The organism is Streptomyces sp. 2-1 (assembly GCF_048564895.1).
GTDB classification, from domain to species: Bacteria; Actinomycetota; Actinomycetes; order Streptomycetales; family Streptomycetaceae; genus Streptomyces; species Streptomyces phaeochromogenes.
This window is the reverse complement of sequence record NZ_CP183383.1, coordinates 9,708,746-9,731,079: the sequence shown is the minus strand read 5'-3', so window position 1 is coordinate 9,731,079 and position 22,334 is coordinate 9,708,746. Positions and strand designations below refer to the sequence as shown.

The 22,334-nt window shown below is 69.3% G+C and carries 15 protein-coding genes and 1 tRNA gene; 5 read left to right on the top strand and 11 right to left on the bottom strand.

Annotated features, from left to right (window positions below; all coding sequences use genetic code 11):
• Positions 1 to 5: 5 nt before the first annotated feature.
• The gene (locus tag ACN20J_RS42580; RefSeq protein ID WP_419668060.1) at positions 6 to 5,204 is read left to right on the top strand and encodes a family 43 glycosylhydrolase; all 5,199 of its coding nucleotides are present in this window, start codon (positions 6 to 8) and stop codon (positions 5,202 to 5,204) included.
• A 137-nt stretch (positions 5,205 to 5,341) separates the two neighbouring features.
• On the top strand, positions 5,342 to 7,084 hold the full coding sequence (locus tag ACN20J_RS42575) for a hypothetical protein (RefSeq protein ID WP_419668059.1): 1,743 nt from the start codon (positions 5,342 to 5,344) through the stop codon (positions 7,082 to 7,084).
• Between the two features lie 66 nt (positions 7,085 to 7,150).
• Here ACN20J_RS42575 and yjfF read toward each other — a convergent pair whose 3' ends face one another.
• From yjfF to ACN20J_RS42520, 11 genes are all read right to left on the bottom strand, one after another.
• Entirely contained in the window at positions 7,151 to 8,173 is a 1,023-nt protein-coding gene (yjfF, locus tag ACN20J_RS42570) for a galactofuranose ABC transporter, permease protein YjfF (RefSeq protein ID WP_419668058.1), read from the bottom strand.
• A complete protein-coding gene (locus ACN20J_RS42565) occupies positions 8,173 to 9,264 on the bottom strand; it encodes an ABC transporter permease (protein WP_189839389.1) in 1,092 nt (363 codons plus the stop codon). The genes yjfF and ACN20J_RS42565 overlap by 1 nt, the downstream gene beginning before the upstream one ends.
• A complete protein-coding gene (locus ACN20J_RS42560; protein WP_419668057.1) occupies positions 9,261 to 10,799 on the bottom strand; it encodes a sugar ABC transporter ATP-binding protein in 1,539 nt (512 codons plus the stop codon). Before ACN20J_RS42560 ends, ACN20J_RS42565 begins: the two co-directional genes overlap by 4 nt.
• Positions 10,800 to 11,035: 236 nt before the next feature.
• Positions 11,036 to 12,046 (bottom strand): ABC transporter substrate-binding protein, encoded by a 1,011-nt coding sequence (locus tag ACN20J_RS42555; RefSeq protein WP_055612589.1) that lies wholly within the window; start codon positions 12,044 to 12,046, stop codon positions 11,036 to 11,038.
• Positions 12,047 to 12,202: 156 nt separating this feature from the next.
• Positions 12,203 to 13,249: a LacI family DNA-binding transcriptional regulator gene (locus tag ACN20J_RS42550; protein ID WP_055612588.1), complete on the bottom strand. Its 1,047-nt coding sequence runs from the start codon at positions 13,247 to 13,249 to the stop codon at positions 12,203 to 12,205.
• Between the two features lie 544 nt (positions 13,250 to 13,793).
• Positions 13,794 to 13,867, bottom strand: a tRNA-Pro gene (locus ACN20J_RS42545).
• A 131-nt stretch (positions 13,868 to 13,998) separates the two neighbouring features.
• Positions 13,999 to 14,877 carry a MurR/RpiR family transcriptional regulator gene (locus ACN20J_RS42540; protein ID WP_419668056.1) on the bottom strand — a complete coding sequence of 293 codons (879 nt, stop codon included), beginning with the start codon at positions 14,875 to 14,877 and terminating at the stop codon, positions 13,999 to 14,001.
• A gap of 116 nt (positions 14,878 to 14,993) precedes the next feature.
• Positions 14,994 to 15,935, bottom strand: a complete 942-nt coding sequence (locus tag ACN20J_RS42535) for an ABC transporter substrate-binding protein (protein ID WP_419668055.1) — start codon at positions 15,933 to 15,935, stop codon at positions 14,994 to 14,996.
• 110 nt (positions 15,936 to 16,045) lie between these two features.
• The gene (locus ACN20J_RS42530) at positions 16,046 to 16,735 is read right to left on the bottom strand and encodes an ABC transporter permease (protein WP_190227546.1); all 690 of its coding nucleotides are present in this window, start codon (positions 16,733 to 16,735) and stop codon (positions 16,046 to 16,048) included.
• Positions 16,732 to 17,397: an ABC transporter permease gene (locus tag ACN20J_RS42525; RefSeq protein WP_055612587.1), complete on the bottom strand. Its 666-nt coding sequence runs from the start codon at positions 17,395 to 17,397 to the stop codon at positions 16,732 to 16,734. The genes ACN20J_RS42530 and ACN20J_RS42525 overlap by 4 nt, the downstream gene beginning before the upstream one ends.
• Complete coding sequence (locus ACN20J_RS42520; RefSeq protein WP_419668054.1) at positions 17,394 to 18,728, bottom strand: ABC transporter ATP-binding protein; 1,335 nt, start codon at positions 18,726 to 18,728, stop codon at positions 17,394 to 17,396. Before ACN20J_RS42520 ends, ACN20J_RS42525 begins: the two co-directional genes overlap by 4 nt.
• Positions 18,729 to 18,847: 119 nt before the next feature.
• Between ACN20J_RS42520 and ACN20J_RS42515 the strand changes: the two genes are divergently transcribed.
• The 3 genes from ACN20J_RS42515 to ACN20J_RS42505 are packed head-to-tail and all read left to right on the top strand — an operon-like array spanning position 18,848 to position 22,322.
• A complete protein-coding gene (locus ACN20J_RS42515) occupies positions 18,848 to 19,858 on the top strand; it encodes an ornithine cyclodeaminase family protein (protein ID WP_419668053.1) in 1,011 nt (336 codons plus the stop codon).
• Positions 19,855 to 21,420, top strand: coding sequence for an HAL/PAL/TAL family ammonia-lyase (locus tag ACN20J_RS42510; protein WP_419668052.1), 1,566 nt, complete (start codon positions 19,855 to 19,857; stop codon positions 21,418 to 21,420). Before ACN20J_RS42515 ends, ACN20J_RS42510 begins: the two co-directional genes overlap by 4 nt.
• Entirely contained in the window at positions 21,417 to 22,322 is a 906-nt protein-coding gene (locus ACN20J_RS42505; RefSeq protein ID WP_419668051.1) for an amidohydrolase family protein, read from the top strand. Before ACN20J_RS42510 ends, ACN20J_RS42505 begins: the two co-directional genes overlap by 4 nt.
• Positions 22,323 to 22,334 lie beyond the last annotated feature (12 nt).

Below are 22,334 nucleotides of genomic sequence, written 5' to 3'. Positions count from 1 at the left end.
AAACGATGCAACTCGCGAGATCCCTTAGCCGTACAAGACGTTGGGCAGGAGGACTCGCGGGACTGACCGCGGCCTCACTGCTCCTCGGACTGGCCGGTCCCGTCGCCCCCGCAACAGCGGCCGAGAGCGCGGACATCACCGACGGCCTGGCCCTCTGGTACAAGCTCGACGCCGCCTCCGGCACCACGGTGGCCGATGCCTCCGGCAACGGCAGGACCGGCACGGTGAACGGCACCGCCACCTGGTCCGGCACCGGCGAGGGACTCTCGTTCAACGGCTCCGACACCTACGTCAAGGTGCCGGACAACGTCATGAGCGGCATGAACTCGATCTCCGTCTCGATGGACGTGAAGGTCGACTCCGCGCAGAACACCCCGTACTTCATCTACGGCTTCGGCAACACGAGCGGATCCGCGGGCAACGGCTACCTCTTCACCACCGGCAGCACCTTCCGGACTTCCATCGCCTCCGGCAACTGGTCGACGGAACAGACCACCCAGCCCTCACCGGCGCGTGCCATGACCCGTGCCGTGTGGAAGCAGGTCACGTACACCCAGACCGGCAACACCGGTGTCCTCTACGAGGACGGCGTCGAGGTGGCTCGCAACACGGCGGTCACCATCACGCCCGGCTCCATCGGCTCCGGCACCACCACCGCGAACTACATCGGCAAGTCGGTGTACCCGGGCGACAAGCTCTTCAAGGGCAGCATCCGCGACTTCCGGGTCTACGACCGGGCGTTGGCCGGCTCGGAGGTCGAGCAGCTCTCCCTCCCCGTCGCCACCCGGGGCGTCGCCGACGACAAGGCCGCCCTCACCCTCGGCGACACGAGCGCCGTCGTAGCGGACCTGACGCTGCCCACCACCGGCACGGCGGGCGGCTCCACGATCAGCTGGAAGTCCGACACCCCCTCGGTGGTGTCGGACTCCGGTGCCGTCACCCGCCCCGCCGCCGGCGAACCGGACGGCCACGCCACGCTCACCGCGACCCTGAAGAAGGGCTCGGTGACCGACACCAGGACCTTCGACATCACGGTCCCGGCCGCGTTCGACGACGACACGGCCACCGAGCAGGCCGCCGAGGCGCTGAAGGTCGACAACCTCGACGACGTGCGCGGCAACATCACCCTGCCGACGACCGGTTCGTACGGCACGAAGGTCGGCTGGACCTCCGCGAAGCCGGACGTCGTCTCCGCCGACGGCATCGTCCACCGCCCGGCGCACGGCGACGGCGGCACGACCGTCGAGCTCACCGCGACCGTCACGAAGGGCAACGCTCGGGCGACCCGCGTCCTCACCGCGAAGGTGCCCGAACTCCCCGCGGAGGCACCCCTCAAGGGCTATATGTTCAGCTACTTCACCGGCGAGGGCACCTCGGACGGCGAGCAGCTCTACGCGGCCCTCAGCAAGGGCAACGACCCGCTGAAATGGCGGGAGTTGAACGAGGGCAAGCCCGTCCTGACCTCCACACTCGGGGAGAAGGGCCTGCGCGACCCGTTCATCATCCGCTCCCCCGAGGGCGACAAGTTCTACCAGATAGCCACCGACCTGCGGATTTACGGCAACGGCAACTGGGACGCGGCCCAGCGCACCGGCAGCAAGTCCATCATGGTCTGGGAATCCACCGACCTGGTCCACTGGACCGACCAGCGCCTGGTCAAGGTCTCGCCCGACTCGGCCGGCAACACCTGGGCGCCGGAAGCGTTCTACGACGAGAAGCTCGGCTCGTACGTCGTCTTCTGGGCGTCGAAGCTGTACGACAACGCCGAGCACTCGGGCGACACGTACAACCGCATGATGTACGCGACCACCCGTGATTTCCGCACCTTCAGCGAGCCCAAGGTGTGGATCGACCGCGGCTACTCGGTCATCGACTCCACGATGATCAAGCAGGGCGACACCTACTACCGGCTGTCGAAGGACGAGCGCAACAACTCCTCCTCGACCCCCAACAGCAAGTTCATCTTCCAGGAGAAGAGCGACTCGATCCTTGACGAGTCCTGGGACTTCGTGGCCGAGGGCATCGGCAAGGGTGCGATGAGCGCCGCCGAGGGACCGCTGGTGTTCAAGTCCAACACCGAGGAGAAGTGGTACGCGTTCCTCGACGAGTTCGGCGGTCGCGGCTACATCCCCTTCGAGACGACGAACCTCGCCTCCGGCAACTGGACGCCGTCCACGGGATATGACCTTCCGTCAAGGCCTCGCCACGGCACGGTACTTCCGGTCACGCAGGCGGAGTACGACCGGCTGCTGAAGGCGTACCAGCCGGACCAGATCGTCGAGTCGGTCGAGGACGTCAAGGTGACGACGGGCATCGGTGAGGCCCCGGTCCTGCCGGGCACGGTCATCGCCGAGTACGCGGACGGCGTCAAGCGGCCCGTCTCCGTCACCTGGGACGAGGTCCCGGCCTCGGAGTACGCGCAGGCCGGCACGTTCACCGTGAAGGGCAGCCTGCCGGACGGAGCCGCGCTCCAGGCCGAGGCCGAGGTCACTGTCACGTCGGAGGGCCCCGACGTGCCCGCCGACCTGGTCCTGCACTACGGCTTCGACGAGACCGGCGGCAGCATCGCCCGTGACTCCAGCGGCCACGGCTACCACGGCACGTACGTCCGTACGCCCGACTTCGGGACGGGCGTGGACGGCGGCTCGTTCAAGATGTCCGGCGGTTCCAGTACCTCGACCACCTCCCCCTACGTGAGGATCCCCAACGGCGTGCTGAAGGGCGCCGACAGCGTCACCGTCTCCACGTACGCCAAGTGGAAGGGCGGGGACAACTTCCAGTGGCTGTTCGGTCTTGGCCCGGACAGCGACAAGTACCTCTTCGCCACTCCGTCCAACGGCGGCGGCAAGCTCTTCTCCGCGATCACCAAGGCCACTTGGTCGGGCGAGAAGCAGATGACCGGCGGCTCGCAGCTCACCCCCGGCAAGTGGCAGCACGTCACCGTGACGGTGAACAGCGCGACCGAGACGGCGATCCTCTACGTGGACGGCGTCGAGGCGGCCCGGGCGACCGGCGTCATCATCAAGCCGTCCGAGCTGTACGACGCGTCGAAGGGTTACTCCGGCTACATCGGCAGGTCCATGTACTCCCCCGACCCGTACTTCGGCGGCGAGGTCGACGACTTCCGGATCTACAACCGGGCACTGTCGCCCACCGAGGTCCTGGAGCTGAGCGGGAACACGACGGGCATCGCCACGGCGACCCACCCGGCGCTCAAGGTCGACGCGATCATCGATGACGCGGACAGCAAGGTCACCCTCCCGCTGGCCGAGGGCAGCGATCTCACCGCCCTGGCACCGGAGTTCGGCCTCGCCCACGGGGCGTCGATCAGCCCCGCGTCCGGCTCGCTGCACGACTTCACCGAGCCGGTGACGTACGAGGTGACCGGCTCGGACGGCAAGAAGCGCACCTGGACGGTCCGGGCCGTGGAGATGAAGAGCCCGGTGCTGCCGGGGCTCAACGCCGACCCGAACATCACGAGGTTCGGCGACACCTTCTACATCTACCCGACCACCGACGGCTTCCCGGGTTGGAGCGGCACCCAGTTCAAGGCGTACTCCTCCAAGGACCTGGTCCACTGGAAGGACCACGGCGTCATCCTCGACCTCGGTCCGGACGTCACCTGGGCCGACAGCAGGGCCTGGGCGCCGGCGATCGAGGAGCGCGACGGCAAGTACTACTTCTACTTCTGCGCCGACGCGAACATCGGTGTCGCGGTGTCCGACTCGCCCACCGGCCCGTTCAAGGACGCGCTGGGCAAGCCGCTGCTGAAGGCGGGCCTGTACCCGGGCCAGATGATCGACCCGGCCGTCTTCACGGACGACGACGGCACGCCGTACCTCTACTGGGGCAACGGCAGGGCGTACGCCGTCCCGCTCAACGACGACATGGTCTCCTTCGACGCGTCGAAGGTCACCGACATGACTCCCAGCGGCTACAACGAGGGCACCTTCGTCATCAAGCGCAAGGGCACCTACTACTTCATGTGGTCGGAGAACGACACCCGGGACGAGAACTACCGCGTCGCCTACGCGACCGGCTCCTCGCCCACGGGCCCCTGGACCAAGCGGGGCGTGATCCTGGAGAAGGACCTGTCCCTGGGCATCAAGGGCCCCGGCCACCACTCGGTGGTCAAGGTGCCGAACACCGACGACTGGTACATCGCCTACCACCGCTTCGCCATCCCCGGCGGTGACGGCACGAACCGCGAAACCACCATCGACAAGCTGGAGTTCGACGCCGACGGCCTGATCAAGAAGGTCGTCCCGACACTGTCGAGCATCGACCCGGTCACCATCGTCCGGGCAGGTCCGGACGCCATGGGCACCGAGGGCAGCGCGATCCCGGTCACCGGCACGATCTCCGGCGCGGGCAAGCCCCGGTGGACGGTCGAGGACGGAGCGCCCTGCACCTTCGCCGATCCCGACGCCGTCCTCACCTCGGTCACGTGCGCCGACGACAGTACGTACGAGGTGACTCTGACCGGGGGCCGCAGCAGTGACACGCTCACCGTGACCGTGGACAACGCGGCGCCAGTGATCACGTCGGCGACGGGGCCCGCCTCGGCGGTGTCCGTCGGCAAGAGCGCGTCCGTCAAGGCCGTGTTCACCGACCTGGGGTCCGACGACACCCAGACGTGCAAGATCGACTGGAAGGACGGCACCGAGCCGTCCACGGGCAAGGTCACCGCCTCCGGCTGCGAGGCCACGCACACGTACAAGAAGGCGGGCATCCATCGTCCGGTGGTCACCGTCACCGACGACGACGGCGGCAAGGACAGCACCGAGCTGCCAGAGCTGGTCGTCTACGACCGTGCGGCCGGTCCGATCGCGGGCGTCGGAGTCATCTCCTCCCCGGCGGGCGCCTATCCGGCGAAGCCCTCGCTGACCGGTCTTGCGGGCTTCTCCTTCGGTGCCGCGTACAAGAAGGCGAAGGACACGGTGCCCAGCGGCAACGCGACCTTCGACTTCGCGGCCGGCAAGGTGAAGTTCCGCTCCACCGACTCGGACTGGCTGGTCGTCACCCGCTCCGAAGCCCAGTACCAGGGCTCGGGCACGGTCAACGGCACCGGCGGATACGCCTTCCGCATCACCATCACCGACTCCCCCGACACCTACCGCATCAGGATCTGGAAGAAGTCCACGGGTGACGTGGTCTACGACAACCGCACCGGCTCGAAGGCTTACGGCATCGTGCTCGGCTGAGGTCTGACGGCTGACGTACCACCGATGGGAGCGGCGCCCGGGCTCGTGAGCCCGGGCGCCGCTCCCTCTGTAGGGTGCGTCCACATTGTCGACGATCACATGTGCGCGGTCCCTGGACCGCTGGGGGAAGGACTGCTGTGGCCAAGTTGCCGGGCGCGCTGGCGCTGCCTCGGATGCTCCGTCATTTCGCGACCACCGGTGAAGGGCTGCCCGAGGACGGCGCGGTGGAGGTGGACGCTCCGGACGACGCGCTCCGTGCCGTGCTCTCCGCCGCGAGGTCCGGTACCTGGGAACCGGCCGCGACCCTGCTGGCGGAGACGCGCTCCGCCGGGGACTGGTACCGGCGCGGCCTGTCCAGCGCCGGCCTCGCCGAACTCGCGTTGCACCACCACGGATGGCTGGACGACTGGAACCGCGCACGGCCCGGCGACCCCGATCTGGCCCTGGTACTGGCCGAGTTGGGGATCGACCGCGCCTGGCAGATCCGTACGGCGGCACGCGCCCGCCATGTCTCCCAGGAGCAGTTCCACGCGTTCCGCACCCTCCTGAACGACGCCACGCCGGTCCTGCGGACGGCCGCCGACCTGAACCCGGGCGACCCCGTTCCCTGGCGCATCCTCATCAGCCACGCCATGGGTCTCGGCGCACCCCGCGAGGTGTTCGACGAGTACCTGGCCCGGGGCAGGGACTGCGACCCGCACGACCTCGGCCTGCACACCCGCGCGGTGCAGTACCTGGCGCAGAAGTGGTACGGCTCGCATGAGGAGATGTTCGACTTCGCGGAGTCGGCCGCCGCCGCATCGCCGGAGGGATCGTTGCTGCGCGGTCTGCCCCTGCAGGCGGTCACCGAGTACGCGCTGGAGCACGAAGCGGGGATCGGCCGGGGGCCGGTGGCCTGGTCCCGTATCGAGGCCCACGTCGAGGCGGGTCTCGAACTCTCCGCCGCCTACGGGCCGGGCGACCGGCAGGCCGCCGGGTTCCGCAACCATCTCGCCCTCGCGCTGATCCGCTGCGAGCGCCACCACGAGGCCCTGGAGGTCTTCCGGCTCATCGGCACCGACGCGCGCACCTTCCCCTGGGCGTACCTCGGCGACGCCCGGGAGGTCTTCCTCCTCCTGCGCAAGGGGGTCCGGGTCCACGTCTCCCGCTCCACGCCGTACTTCGGCGGTTCCATACCCTCTCCGGTGGCCGAGACCCCGTCGGGAACCCTCGCGCCGGGCACGACCGTGTCCGCGACCGTACCCACGGCGATGGCCCTGGCGGTCGTCCGTGCCCCGATGCGGGAGGTCCGTGAGGCGGTCCTGATCACCGGTACGACCATGCGTCTGGCCCCGGCACCTCGTGGCAGCACCCTGGTCGAGACCGCGCCCTCGGCCGACCCGCCGGCCCGCCGCAAGGGCATGCGCAGAACGCTGCTGGGCGAGGGCGAACTGCCCAGGCTCGCCCGCGCGTTCAGCAGGGGTGAGACATGGCCGGTCCTCGTGGTGGCGAAGGAGGGAGCCTACTACACGCTCCGCCTGTACCACGACGGCCGGGAGCTGACCGCCCACGCCTGGTGGACCGACCCGGCCGAGATGCCGACGCAGGAGGAGGCGGCGAAGCGGGCGGCGGCGCTGGCGGCCTGCTACAGCGTGGCGGACCACCGGCCGCTCACCGCCGCCCTGCGCGGCACCGGCGCACCGCTGCAGCACGTCGGGGAGACGTTCACGTTGCTCGGACTGCCCCCGCTGCCCGCCGGTTTCGGCGATCGCCCCGAGCCGCTCGCAGACCTGCGGGGCGCTCAGGTCGTGGCACGGCGTTCCCTCTTCGGCGCCATCAAGGAGACGCTGGCCTCGGACGACTCGGCCCAACGCGGCGGGGAACTCCCACCGTTGTCGTGACGCGCATACCAAGGGCCCGCCCGGAGTGTTTCCGGGCGGGCCCAAAGGCGTGGAACGGACGGTGGGTCAGGTCTTGCGGCGGGACGTCATCGCCCGCTGGATCAGGATGAACGCGCACAGCAGCACGCCCGTCGCGATCTTCGTCCACCACGAGCTCAGCGTGCCCTCGAACTGGATGAGGCTCTTGATGAGGCCGAGGACGAGAACACCGAACAGCGTGCCGATCACATAGCCGGAGCCGCCCGTGAGGAGCGTGCCGCCGATGACGACCGCGGCGATCGCGTCGAGCTCCATGCCGGTGGCGTGCAGGGGGTCACCGGACTGGATGTAGAGGGTGAAGAGGAGTCCGGCGAGCGCCGAGCAGAAACCGCTCATCGTGTACACGGCGATCTTGGTGCCGCCCTGCGGAAGCCCCATCAGCAGGGCCGACTGCTCGTTGCCGCCGATGGCGTACACCCGGCGTCCGAAGCGCGTGTAGTGCAGGACGTAGAAGGCCGCGGCCAGTACCACCAGCGCCACGATGGCTCCGATGGAGAGGAAGGCCCCGCCCAGTGACACCTGTGTCTGGGCCATGCTGCTCACGGAGGGGTCGCCGATGGAGATGGACTCCTTGCTGATGACCAGGCACAGGCCCCGGAAGAGGAAGAGGCCGGCGAGGGTCACGATGAAGGGCTGGATCTCGAAGTTCTGGATCACATAGCCCATCAGGAAGCCGCCGAAGGCTCCCACGGCGAGCGCCATGGGTATGACGACCACGATCGGCAGTCCCTGACGTTCCACCAGCCATGCCGTGAACATGGTCGTGAAGCCGATGACGGAGCCGACGGAGAGGTCGATGCCGCCGGACAGAATGACGAAGGTGGCGCCGACGGCGGCGACCAGCAGATAGCTGTTGTCGATGAACAGGTTCAGGAAGACCTGCGATTCGGCGAACCCGTAGTTCTGGTACCGGCTCAGGCCGACGGCGTACATCACGAGGAAGAGACCGGCCGTCACCAGGACGGGCAGCCGCCGGTCGCCGAGTACGCGTGACGCCTTGCTGGGCGTGCGGCTGTCCGCCGCAGTCGGCCGCTGGGTGGTCGTGCTCATCACGACACCTCCATCTTGGGAGAGGCCTCGGCCGCCGGGGCGGTCTCCGCCGGTGCCGGTGCCGGTGTCTGCTTGCCGCCGAACTTCGCGCCGAACACCTTGGCGCGGAACTTCGGCGACTGCATCAGGCAGACGATGATGACGACGGCGGCCTTGAAGACCAGGTTGGTCTGGGTCGGCACGCCGATGGTGTAGATCGTGGTGGTCAGGGTCTGGATGACGAGGGCGCCGACGACCGTGCCGCCGATGGAGAACCGGCCGCCGAGCAGCGACGTACCGCCGATGACCACGGCGAGGATCGCGTCGAGCTCGATCCACAGACCGGCGTTGTTGCCGTCCGCGGCCGAGGTGTTGGAGCTGATCATCAGGCCCGCGATACCGGCGCACAGCGCGCAGAACACGTACACCATGATCTTGATCCGCATGGACCTGATGCCGACCAGGCGGCTGGCCTCGGCGTTGCCGCCGACGGACTCGACGAGCAGGCCGAGGGCCGTGCGGCGGGTGAGTACGACCGTGACGGCCACGACGGCGGCCACGATGAAGATGGAGAAGGGCAGCGTCAGCCAGTAGCCGCCGCCGATCAGCTTGTACGGCTCGCTGTTGACGGTGATGATCTGCCCGTCGGTGATGAGCTGGGCGACACCGCGGCCGGCGACCATGATGATCAGCGTGGCGATGATCGGCTGGATGCCCATCCTGGCGACCAGGAAGCCGTTCCAGAGGCCGCAGACGATGGCGGCCACGAGCCCGATGCCCAGGGCCAGGAACACCCCGGACAGGGCGCTCTGGTCGGCCTGGTCGCTGATGTACGAACAGGTCAGGGCGCCGGTGATGGCGACCACGGCGCCGACGGAGAGGTCGATGCCGCCGGTGGCGATGACCAGGGTCATGCCGACCGCGACCAGGATGAGGGGCGAGCCGAACAGGACGATCGAGACGAGGCTGCCGTAGAGGTGGCCGTCCGTCATCTTGATGGCGAAGAAGTCGGGTGTGAAGGGAACGTTGACGAGCAGCAGGATGACCAGCACGGCGACCGGCCAGAACAGGTGATGGTGCGTCAGCGCTCGCCATCGGGGAGTGGTGGTCACTGGTGCTCTCCGCTCGCGATGGTCTCCAGGATCCGGGTGGTGGTGATCTCGGGCCCGTTGGCGAGCTGCGCCACCAGCTTGCGGTCGCGCAGCACTCCGATGGTGTGGCTGAGCCGCAGGACCTCCTCCAGCTCGGCCGCGATGTACAGCACGGCCATGCCCTCCTCGGAGAGCGAGACCACGAGTTTCTGGATCTCGGCCTTGGCGCCGATGTCGATGCCGCGCGTCGGCTCGTCCAGGATCAGCAGTTTCGGCTGGGTGATCAGCCAGCGGGCGAGCAGCACCTTCTGCTGGTTGCCGCCGCTGAGCTGGCCGACCCTGGCCTCGGGGTTGGCGGGCCTGATGTCCAGGGCCTTGATGTACTTGGCGACGAGTTCGTCGCGCTGGGCGACCGGGATGGGCCGGGTCCAGCCGCGCGTGGCCTGGAGGGCGAGGATGATGTTCTCCCGCACCGTCAGGTCCGGTACTAGGCCCTCGGTCTTGCGGTTCTCCGAGCAGAACGCGACGCCCGCGGCGATCGCGTCGTTCGGGTCGCTCATCGAGACCTGTTTGCCGCCGATGGTCAGCTTGCCGCTGTCGGGGTGGTCGGCGCCGAAGAGCAGCCGGGCGAGTTCGGTGCGGCCCGATCCGAGGAGACCGGCGAGCCCGATGACCTCGCCCTTCTTGATCTCCAGGTCGAAGGGGGCGATGCCGCCGACGCGGCCGAGGCCGTCCGCCTGGAGCAGCGGTTCGCCCACGTCGGAGTGGAGTTGCTGGTCGTGCAGCTCCTCCAGCTGGTCCAGTGCCTTGCCGATCATCAGCTGAACGAGGCCGACCTGGTCGAGGTCGCGGACCATGTGCTCGCCGACCAGGGTTCCGTTGCGCAGGACGGTCATCCGGTCGCAGACCTCGTAGATCTGGTCGAGGAAGTGCGACACGAAGAGGATCGCGACGCCCTGGTCCTTCAACCGCCGCATCAGGGCGAAGAGTTCGAGGACCTCGTCGCGGTCGAGGCTGGAGGTCGGCTCGTCGAGGATGAGCACCTTGGTGCCCGCCCCCTGGCCGTCGGCGTCTCCGGTGCCCACCGACCGTACGATCGCGACCAGTTGCTGCACGGCCAGCGGGTACGAGGACAGGGGCGCGGTGACGTCGATGTCGAGGCCGAGCCGGTCGACGAGTTCGGCGGCCTCACGGCGCAGCCGCTTCCACTGGATGCGGCCGAAGCGGGTGGGCTCGCGTCCGATGAAGATGTTCTCCGCCACCGACAGGTTGGGGCAGAGGTTGACCTCCTGGTAGACCGTGCTGACGCCGGCCTGCTGCGCCTGCGACGGGCTGGCGAACCGTACGTTCGTGCCGTTGAGGGTGATGGTGCCGCCGTCCAGGGTGTGGACCCCGGTCAGCACCTTGATGAGGGTGGACTTGCCGGCGCCGTTCTCGCCGAGCAGTGCGTGGATCTCGCCGGGGAAGAGCCGGAAGTCGACACCCGACAGAGCCCGTACCCCCGGAAACTCTTTGACTATGCCCGTCATCTCCAGGACGGGCAGCGGCTCTGCCATGGCAGCGCTCCTCATGGATTTCGTTCAGTCCCGCAGGGAGCCCCCTGGGCCGAGGTCTTCGGCCGGGCGGAGGCTCCCTGGCGGTGGGTGCGGTCGGTCGGTACGTGCGGGCCGACACCCGCGGATCGGTACGTGCGGACCGGCACCCGAGGGTCAGTACCTGCGGATCGCACCCGCAGGTTCAGTACCGTGGGTCGGTACCCGTAGGTCAGTACCTGCGGGCCGGCACCCGTAGGTCAGTACTTGCGGGTCGGGAGAGCGTCCTTGGCCTGCTCCTGCAGGAAGTCGCCCTCCTTGGTCTTGATCCGGCGCTCGACCGTCTCGCCGTCGTTGACCTTCTTCACGAGCTCCATCAGCTGGGGGCCGAGCAGCGGGTTGCACTCGACGATGCCGTTGATCTTGCCCTCGGACATCGCGACGAAGCCGTCCTTCACGCCGTCGACCGAGATGATCAGGATGTCCTTGCCGGCCTTCTTGCCGGCCGCCTCGATCGACTGGATGGCGCCGAGGGCCATGTCGTCGTTGTGCGCGTAGAGCACGTTGATGTCCGGGTTGGACTGCAGGAAGGCCGCCATGACCTGCTTGCCGCCGGCCCTGGTGAAGTCGCCGGTCTGGCTGACGACGATCTTCCAGTCGTCCTTGTGGTCGGCGTCCATGATTTCCTTGAAGCCCTTGGCGCGTTCGAGCGCGGGGGCGGCGCCGGTGGTGCCCTCCAGCTGGGCGATCTTCACCGCACCCTTGTGGCCGGCCTTCTCGAGAACCGTCTCCAGCATCTTGCCCGCGCGGCGGCCCTCGTCGGTGAAGTCGGAGCCTATGAAGGACACGTACAGGGAGTCGTCGGACGTCTCGATCGAGCGGTCGGTGAGGATGACCGGGATCTTCGCGGTCTTGGCCTCCTTGAGCACCGCGTCCCAGCCGGTGACGACCACCGGCGAGAAGGCGATGACGTTCACCTTCTGCGCGATGTAGCTGCGGATCGCCGAGATCTGGTTCTCCTGCTTCTGCTGCGCGTCGGAGAACTTGAGGGTGTAACCGGCGTCCTTGGCCGCCGCCTTGACCGACTTGGTGTTGGCGGTGCGCCAGCCGCTCTCCGAGCCGACCTGTGCGAAGCCGAGGGTGATCTTCTTGCCGCCGCCGTTGCCGTCGGAGGAACTCGAGCCGCCCTCGTCCTCCTTGGCACAGGCGGCCAGGCCGCCCGCCGCCGCCACGCCGACCGCCGCGGTGAGGAAGTTCCTTCTGTTGAGCATGTGTCTTCTCCTTTGAAGAGCCGGTCCCTGGGGGACCTGCTGGTACGCCGTGCTACTCGCCGGGACAGGCTGCCCTCGTCCAGCCTGTCGATCATTGTTCGACATATCGGCCATACGGATGCGGTGAAAATCGGCCGTCGGGCGCTGTGCGCGGTGTCAGGTGGGTGCTGCGCCCGGGTCCGCGGTGTACGGGAAAGTGCTTGCGCGGACCACGAGTTGGGGCTCGATGGCGAACCGGGGTGTCCCGGCCGGGTCACGGCCCTCGATCAGGTCCAGGAGCAGGGCGATGCTCCGTTTGCCCACCGCCGAGAAGTCCTGCCGGACGGTGGTGAGCGGTGGGGCGAAGAACTCCGACTCCGGTATGTCGTCGAAGCCGACCACCGCGACGTCCTGGGGAGTTCGCACGCCCGCTTCCCGAAGGGCCCGCAACACCCCCAGTGCCATCTGGTCGTTGGCGACGAACACCGCGGTCAGTCCCCGGCCGACCCAGCCTGCCAGTTCCTGGCCCGCCCGGTAGCCCGACAGCGGACTCCAGTCCCCGCGCAGGGACATCGGCGGTTCCACACCGGCCTCTTCGAGGGTCGCCCGCCAGCCGGCGGCCCGGTCGGCCGCCTCCTGCCAGTCCTCGGGTCCGGCGAGGTGCCAGACCGTACGGTGGCCGGCGGCCAGCAGATGACCGGTGGCGAGTCGTGCGCCCATGTACTGGTCCACGTTGACGCAGGGGATACCCACGCCAGGTCCGCTGCCGACGGTCACCACCGGGAAGGGGTGGCGGAGTTCGGCGAGGGCCTCGACCGCCGACCGCTGCGGGGCGATGGCGACGACTCCCTCCACCCCGCCCTCACTGAGGTGGTCCAGGGCTTCGGACAGGGTCTCGACGGTCAGCTTGCGCAGGCTGACCGTGGAGACGAGGTAGCCCTCGGCACGGGCCGCCTCCTCGAGTGCGAAGAGGGTGCTGGCCGGTCCGTAGAGCGTCGTGTCGGAGGCGACGACTCCCAGGGTCCGAGTGCGCCGGGTGACCAGGGCTCGTGCGGAGGAGTTGCGGCGGTAGCCCATTTCCTCGATCGCGTGCAGCACCCTGGCCCGAGTCTCGTCCCGCACGTTGGGGTGATCCCCCAGCACACGGGAAACAGTCTGGTGGGACACGCCCGCCAGTCGCGCGACATCGGCCATGGTGGGCGGCCGAAGCTGCGATTGTGCCATGGCCGCACCTCCTTGGCGGTCGTATACCGGAAGATTCCTGTGACACCCGTGGACGTCTCCGGGCGGTGGGGCCCGGCCCGCATCGACGGCAGCAGGTCCGCCGGACAGCCGGGTAACTCTCCGGGTGGGAGCCCCACGACCACGGCAGTTGCCACGGAGGCGAGTTGAGGCGTCGCGAACGCCATGGTCGTACCTCCCTGGAAGTCGGCGGGTGATTGCGGAGGTCATTGTGAGCGCTAACAATTCATGCCGGTCAAGGGGTGCAACAGCAGGAGGACGTCACGTTTGAGTAACGCGGCGGAAGCATGCGGTGTCGGGCCGGCGGCCCACAACACGGATTCACGGCAAGGGTCTTGACGCGCTTCGGGCACGGCTCTATTTTCAGCACCGAAACTTCGAACTACGAACGAAATATCGGACGTTGATGATGATCGATTCCAGCCAGAGGCACGCGCCCCTCCCCCGCCGATGCTGAGCACCGGCCCAACACGCGCACGCGAAAAGGGCCCTCACAGGCTCTCGCCTGCGAAGACCCTTCGCTCTGTCGGGACGACAGGATTTGAACCTGCGACCCCTTGACCCCCAGTCAAGTGCGCTACCAAGCTGCGCCACGTCCCGATGCGCTTCGTCGCGGAGTTCCGCGTGAACACGCAGGTGAACCTTATCGTACGCGCCCGGTGACCGAGGCCGGTCCGCAGGCGGTGACCGGTGTCGGGGCGCACCCGTCGCGCGGCGCTCGCCCGAGCGGGTCAGTCGACGAACAGGCCCCGTGCGGCCGCCCGTGTGTCGAACTCCTCCAGGCGGGCCTGGGCGTCGGGCAGGGCGTCGCACATCGCCTCAAGGAGGACCTGGCCGAGGAGCATGGGGGCGCTCACCGTGTCGAAGACCAGGTCGGTGCCGACGGCGGCCGGGAGGAGCAGGTCGCTGTGGGCGGCGACCGGGGCGAAGGTGCCGTCGGCGATCGTGACCACGGTCAGTCCCGTCGTGCGGGCGTGGTCGAGTGCGTCGAGGAGTTCGGCCGGGTGGCGCGGCAGGGCGAAGCACATGAGGGCGCTCGCACCGGCGTTCCTGGCCATGTCGATGCGGTCGGCGAGCCGTGAGCCTCCCTCGTCGAGGAGACGTACGTCCGGGTGGACCTTGGCCGCGAAGTAGGCGAAGCCTCGGGCCTGGGCCGCGGAGGCGCGCAGTCCGAGCACCGGCAGGGGACGGGAGGCGGCGAGCAGCCGTCCCGCGCGTTCCACGGGCCCGGAATCGGCCAGCAGGGACGCGAGTTGGAGCAGGTGGTGGATCTCGGCGCGTACCGCCTGCTGGTACGGGTTGGCCGGCCGCGCGTCCACGGAAGGCCCGGCGGGTGCCACGTCCCGCAGGTGCTTGCGCAGGGCCGGGTAGCCGTCGAAGCCGAGGGCGACCGCGAAGCGGGTCACCGACGGCTGGCTCACGCCTGCCAGTTGGGCCAGTTCCACGCTCGACAGGAAGGGTGCGGCCGCGGTCTGCCGGACCAGGCAGTGGGCGATGCGGCGCTGGGTGGGCGTCAGCCGTCGCCCCTCGAACAGCTGGTGCAGCCGCGCGGGCTCGACGGCCCCCTGGGGCGCGTCGACACCGACGCCGGCCCCATCCGTGTCGGTCACCTTGGTCCCCCTCCCTGTCGCGCGCGTACCGGACTCGTTGCCGGTCCTGCCTGACTCCCTGCCGGGCGTACCGGACCGTCCGCACAGGTTGCGGACGGTCCGGGCGACCGTCTGCGTCAGCCGGCGAGCCCCGCGTTCGTCAGCCACTCCTTGGCGACGTCGGAGGCGTCCTCCTTGTCGTTGACGAGCTTCTTCATCATCTCCAGCAGGTCCTCGGTGGTGAGCTTGGCCGAGAGGGCGTTGAGAGCCGCCTTGGCCTTGTCATTGACCGCGGACTTGTAGACGAGGGGTGTGACGTTCTGCGAGGAGAAGAGGTTCTTCGGGTCCTCCAGGACGACCAGCTTGTCCTCGACGATGGCGGGGTCGGTCGTGTACAGGTTGGCGGCCTGCACCTTGTTGTCCTTCAGCAGCTTCAGCAGGGTGCTCTGGGCGCCCGCGTCCAGCGGCTGGAACTTCCCGAACTCGACGCCGTAGACCGTCTTCAGACCGACACCGCCCTGCGTACGGGTCTTGAACTCCGAGCCGGCGCCGATCGTCATGTCCTTCGCGACCGGCTTCAGGTCGGCGAGGGTCTTGAGCTTGTACTTGGCGGCGGTCTCGGAGGTGACGGTGACCGAGTCCTTGTCCTCGGCCGCGGCGGAGTCGAGTATCTCCACGGACTTCGGGAGCTTCGCCTTCAGCTCGGCGTTGATCTCCTCCGTGCTGGTGGCGGTGCTCTTCTTGTCGACCGCGACGGACAGCAGCGCGCCGTTGTACTCGGGGAAGACACCTATGCCGCCCTTGACCACCTGGCCGTAGTACACCTCGCGGGCACCGATGTCGAACTTCCGGGTCACTTTCAGGCCCTTGTCCTCCAGGGCCTGGGCGTAGATCTCGGCGAGGAGCTGGTTCTCGGGGAAGTTGGCCGAGCCGACGACGATCGATTTGCCGCCTCCGCTGTCCCCGCTGCTGCCCGTCAGCGGGTTGTCGTCGCTGTCGTCGCCTCCTCCGCAGGCGGTCAGGGCGAACGTGGTGATGAGGCCGAACGCGGTGGCGCGGACGATGGATTTGGCTTTCATGGGTGTTTCCTTTCTTGGGAGCCCTCAGAAGCTCTCAGGAGCTCTCGGGGCCTTCAGGAGCGTGGGAGCCGGGGAACCCGGAAAATCGGGAACTCGGGGAACTCGGGACATCAGGACTTGGTCGCCGAAGGCTGCAGCCCCGGCGAGACGACGAGGCGCCGCAGCGCGGTGAAGACGGCCTGGACGACGAGCGCCAGCATGACGACGACGGCGGAGCCGCCGATGACCAGTTCGTAGTTGTTGCGGGCGAGTCCGTCGACGATGAAACGGCCCAGACCGCCGAGACCGGGGTACGCGGCGACGGTCGCCGTGGCCACGACCTGGATCGCGGCGACCCGCAGCCCGAGCAGGATCAGCGGCAGCGCCATCGGCACCTCGACCTTCAGCAGGACCTCCCAGCCGGTCATGCCCATCCCGCGCGCCGCGTCCCTGGTGTCGGGATCTACGCCTCGTACGCCCTCGAAGGTGTTGATGAGGATCGGCGGGACCGCCAGCGCGACCAGGGCGACCAGCACCGGCGTGGTGCTCAGCCCGGCGACCGTGACGACGAGGACGACCAGGCCGAAGGTGGGGATGGCCCGCGCGAGGTTCGCCACGCTCGCGACGGCGAACGCGCCCCGGCCGGTGTGCCCGACCAGCAGTCCGAAGGTCAGCCCGATCAGGGTGGCGAACACCAGCGAAATGCCGCTGTAGGTCAGATGCTCCGCTAGCCGGTGGGGGATGCCGTCGTCACCGCTCCACTGCTGGGACGACGTCAGCCAGTCACCCACGAGCTCGAGCTGGTTCAGGAAGTCGTTCACGCCGTCGCCCCCTTGCCGCGCGCCCATGGCGTGAGCAGCCGCTGGGCCAGCACGAGCAGTGCGTCGGTGACGAGGGCCAGCAGCATGATCAGTACGGTCGCGGTGATGATCGGGGTCGGGAAGTCGAGCTGGAGTCCTCGGGTGATGTAGTAGCCGAGGCCGCCCTGTCCGATCAGCTGCCCCACGGCGACGAGGCTGATGGAGGAGACGGCGGCGACCCGGACGCCTGCCACGACGACGGGCACGGCGATCGGCAGCTCGACCTGGACGACACGGCGTACCGTGCTGAAGCCCATGGCGGTGGCCGCCTGCCGGACCGGTTCGGGGACCGAGGCCAGTCCGTCCACGACGTTGGGTATGAGCACCGACAGCGTGTAGAGCGTCAGCGGGATCATCACCGTGCGTTCGGTAAGTCCCGTGTAGCGCACGAAGATCATGAACAGGGCCAGCGACGGGATCGAGTACAGCACGTTGGCCGCGGTCAGGGTCGGCGGGTAGATCCACCGCCAGCGGTGGCAGAGGATGCCGAGCGGCACGGAGATGATCAGCCCGAACAGCACCGGCAGGAGTCCGAGCCGCAGATGGACTCCGGTGTAGTCGGCCAGCTCGCCGATGTGATCGCCGATCCAGTCCCAGCGTATGAGGGGTTCGCCGTCTCTCATCGCCCGTCACCGCCTGCGCTCGGGCCAGCTTCGTCGGCGTCGCCGCCGCTGCCGCCGTCCGTTTCGTCCTTGGCGACCGGCGCCTTGGACACCGGGTCCTCAGCCGCCGCAGCGTCGGCCGTCCCCGCGCCGGTCGCCGCCGCCTCGCCGCTCTCCGCTTCAGTAGTCGCCGCGCGGGCCTTCTCGGGTGCGGTCGCGGCGACGCCGAGCGTCTTCTCCTCGACCGCCGCATCACCGACCGTCCCGTCCCCCGTCATCGCCGCCGACAGCTCATACGCGTCCGCGACCCCGACGACCGCGCCCTGGGGGTCGACCCCCACCGCGAGCCGGGACGGCGACAGGAGGGCCGCGTCGAGGGCGGCCCGTGCCGAGTCGCCGGCCAGGCTGAACGTGTGGCCGAGCGGGGTCAGCGCGGCGTCCGCCAGCGTGCCGCCGGTCGGCAGGTCGGCGACCGCGGCCCAGCCGAGGGGACGCCGGTCCCCGTCGACGACGAGCACCCAGGGTTCGCCCGACGCCCGCGCCTGGGCCACCGGGGAGCCGGCCGGCAGGACCAGCCCCTCCCGCAGCGGCAGGTCTGCCGCCTTGACGAAGGACAGACGGCGGATGCCACGGTCCTGGCCGACGAAATCGGCCACGAAGTCGTCGGCGGGGTGCGCGAGCAGCCGCTCCGGGGTGTCGAACTGCGCGAGCTTGCCCCCGGTGCGGAGTACCGCGATGTGGTCGCCGAGCTTGATCGCCTCGTCGATGTCATGGGTGACGAACACGATCGTCTTGTGCAGCTCCTTCTGCAGCCGGATGAACTCCGCCTGCAGCTCCCCCCGGACGATGGGGTCGACCGCGCTGAACGGCTCGTCCATCAGCAGCACCGGCGGGTCCGCGCCCAGCGCCCTGGCCACCCCGACGCGCTGCTGCTGTCCGCCGGAGAGCTGGTACGGGTAGCGCTTGGCCATGGAGTCCGGCAGCCCCACGAGCTCCAGCAGCTCCGCCGCCCGCGAGCGCGCCTTCTTCTTGCCCCAGCCGAGGAGCAGCGGCACGGTGGCTATGTTGTCCAGCACCGTGCGGTGCGGGAACAGCCCCGCGTGCTGGATCACGTACCCGATGCCCCGGCGCAGCTCCGGGGCGGCGATCTCCCGGATGTCCTGGCCGCGCAGGCTCACCGTGCCGGCCGTCGGCTCGACCATGCGGTTGACCATGCGCAGAGTCGTGGTCTTGCCGCAGCCGGAAGGGCCGACCAGGACCGTGATGCCGCCCTCCGCCAACTCCAGCGACAGCTCGTCCACGGCTGTCGTGCCGTTGGGATAGTTTTTGCTCACCGCGTCGAATCTGATCAAAGCTGCCCCTTACCCGACTGCATATGGTCATGCAGAGTTGTGTGTGGCTGAATTACAGTCAATCCCCTTTTGTAAACGGCACGTTACGTTCGTCCGAAGAAAGTGAAAGGGCGCCCGAAATGCAGGCGTTTGATCCGGTTTGGTTCACGTTTCTGAACGGCTCGGATATCGAACAGCTCGAACTTGACGACACCGAGGTGCTCGACGCCGTCGAGCAGGGGCTGCGTGCTCAGGGCCGCGGGGAAACGGTGATCGAACCACGGGTCCACCTCACGCCCGATCCCTCGTTCAACGGCCACTTCAACGTCCTGCGCGGCTATATCGCGCCACTGGGGCTGGCCGGAGTCAAGATTGTGGGCGACTACGTCGGCAACTACAAGGCCGGCCTGCCGTCCGAGATGGCGCTGCTCAACCTCTTCGACCCGCGTACGGGCATGCCGGTGGCCGTGGTCGACGCCACCGCCATCACCGAGATGCGCACCGGCGCGCTCACCGCGCTCGGGGCGCGGCACCTGGCCCGCCCCGGCTCCAAGGTGCTCGGCCACATCGGCGCCCGCGCCACCTCGTACTGGAACGTCCGCCTGCTCGACCGGATCTTCGACTTCGAGGAGATACGGGTCCACTCGCGCCGCCCGGAGAGCCGTGAGGCCTTCGCCGAGCGGCTGGAGAACGACCTCAGCAAGCCCGTGATCGTCACCGACGACTGGAAGTCGTGCGTCGAGGGCGCGGACATCGTCGTGGAGGCGTCCCGCCTGGAGCGGCCCGAGCCGCTGCTGAGGACGGAGTGGATCGCGCCGGGAGCGCTTGTCGTACCGTACGGAACGATGAGCGCGGTCGAAATCACCCTCACCGACATCATGGACAAGGTCGTCGTCGACGACTGGGGCCAGTGCCGGTCCGGGCCGTTCGGTGCCCTGCGCGCGCATGTCGAGTCGGGGCGGCTCAGCGAGGAGACCCTGCACGGCGAGCTGTGCGAGATCGTCGTCGGCGACAAGCCCGGCCGCGAGCGCGACGACGAGACCATCCTGTTCTGGCATCGCGGCCTCTCGTTGTCCGACATCGCACTGGGCGCGGCCATGCTCAAGAAGGCCGAAGAGCGTGGCCTCGGGCAGAACCTGCGGTTCTCATGACCGGTACGCCTCCCGCTCCTACCCCGCCCGTCGCGACTGACGCCGTGGTCCTCGACGGGCGCGTACTCACCTGCGACGACGTCGCCGCCGTCGCACTCCGCGGCGCTCCGGTCGTGCTGGCCGAGGAGGTCCTGCCCCGGCTGGAGCGCGACCGGGCGGTCGTCGACGACGTGGTCGACCGTGAGGTGCCGACGTACGGCCTGACGACGGGGCTCGGCAGCCGCTCGTCGTACGCGCTGCCGCGGGCCGAACTCGGCGAGTTCAGCGTGCGCACGGTGCGGGGGCGGGCCAACGCGGTGGGCGATCCGCTGCCGGTCCCCGTCGTCCGCGCCGCCCTGCTGGCCCGGGTGAACGGCGTCGCGGGCGGTGGCAGCGGGGTGCGGCCGGAGATCGTGCCGCTGCTGGTCTCCATGCTCAACTCACGGGTGCACCCGGTGATCCCCGAGGTGGGGTCGATCGGCGCCTCCGATCTGTGCCAGATGGCCCATGTCGGTCTGGTCGTCATCGGCGAGGGCCGTGCCGAGGTCTCGGGCGAGGTGCTCGACGGGGCGGAAGCACTGCGACGGGCCGGGCTGGCCCCCGCGGAACTGGGGCCGAAGGACGGGCATGTGCTGTGCAGCGCGAGCCCGCTGGCCGCCGGAGTCGGTGCCCTCGCTCTTCACGAGGCGACTGCCGTACTCACCCTCGCCCAGGCGGTCACGGCGCTCACCTTCGAGGGGTTCCGGGCGAACACCAGCCCGCTCGACAGCCGCGTACTGGGTCTGCGCCCGGCCCCCGGTCAGGCCCGGGCGGCGGGCGAACTCCTCGCATTGCTGGACGGCGGCGAGCTGGCCGACCCCCGGCACGCGCGGCGCGTCCAGGACCCGGTGAGCCTGCGCTGTGCCGCCCAGGTGCACGGGGCGCTGCACGCCGCCCTGGACTTCGCCCTCGCCGCGCTGGAACCCGAGCTCAACGGCTGCGGCGACAACCCGGTGGTCCTGGCGGACACCGGGGAGATCCTCTCGTCCGGCAACTTCCACACCCCGGCCCTGGCCCTCGGCTTCGACACCGTCGCGCTGGCCCTGACGCAGACCGCGGCGATCTCGGCCGAGCGCATGCGGCGGCTGCTGAATCCCGCTGTCAGCGGACTGCCCGCGAACCTCTCGCCTTACGGTCCGGAGCGTTCGGGCTTCGCGCCGCTGGCCAAGACGGCACAGGCGCTCGTCGCCGAGATCCGTGCCCTGTCCGCGCCCGTGTGCACCGACCCCCGGCACGGCGCGGACGCGGTCGAGGACGACTCGACCAACGCGGCGCTCGGCGCGCGCCGGCTGACGACGATGCTGGTCAGGCTGCGGCAACTGCTCGCCGTGGAGGCCCTGGCGGCGGCGCAGGCCGTGGACCTGGCGGCCCCGGCGACCGTGGGACGCGGACCCGGTCTCCTGCACGACGCGATCCGCGAACTGGTCCCGCGCCTGGACGACGACCGGCCCTGCGGAGTGGACGTGGACCGGGTGAGCGATGACGTCCTGGGGTCCGACGAGGTACGAAGCGCTCTGCACGCTTTGGTGGAAGGACCTTCGTGACCAACGTCGACGTACACCAGCATCTGTGGACCGCCTCGTTCCTCGCCGCCCTGCGCGCGCGTGACGAGCCGCCGTTCCTGGACGGCTGGACCCTGCACACGGCCGGTGAGCCGCCCTACGAGGTCCCGGCCGCCCAGCACGATGTGGCCGCGCGTGCCGAACTGGCCGCCGCCGACGGGCTCGGCAGGGCGCTCGTCTCACTGTCCGCCCCGCTCGGCATCGAGTGGCTGCCGTCCCACGAGGCACGCCCGCTGCTCGACGCCTACCACGAGGACGCGGCAGGACTGCCCGAACCGTTCGGGGCCTGGGCCGCCGCCTGCGTCCGGGACATCGACGCCGGCACGACCGCCGCGGACCTGGACCGGGGGTTCGCCGGGCTCCAGCTCCCGGCCAACGCCCTGACCGACGAGGCGGGTTACGCGCGCTGCGCCCCGTTGCTCGATCTGCTCGAAGCGCGCGGCCTCCCGCTGTTCGTCCACCCCGGCCCGGCGCCCGGTGCCTCCCCGGGACCCGGTTGGTGGCCCGCGATGGTGCCGTACGTGCAGCAGATGCACTCCGCCTGGTTCGCCTTCCGGGCGTTCGGCCGGCCCCGCCATCCCCGGCTGCGGGTGTGCTTCGCGCTGCTGGCCGGGCTCGCCCCGCTGCACGGGGAGCGCTTCGCCGCCCGCGGCGGGGACGAGGGGCGGGCGGGGATCGATCCCGATGTGTTCGTCGAGACGTCCTCGTACGGTCCGCGTGCCGTCGACTCGGTCGTCCGCGTCCTCGGGACCGACGTCGTCGTGATGGGCTCGGACCGGCCCTACGCGGAACCGCCGCAGCAGCCCGGCTTCGGCCTGGGCGGGGCCACCGCATACGCCTTCCGCATCACCAATCCACGCCGACTGCTCACCGGAGAGCACTGACCGCGCCCGACG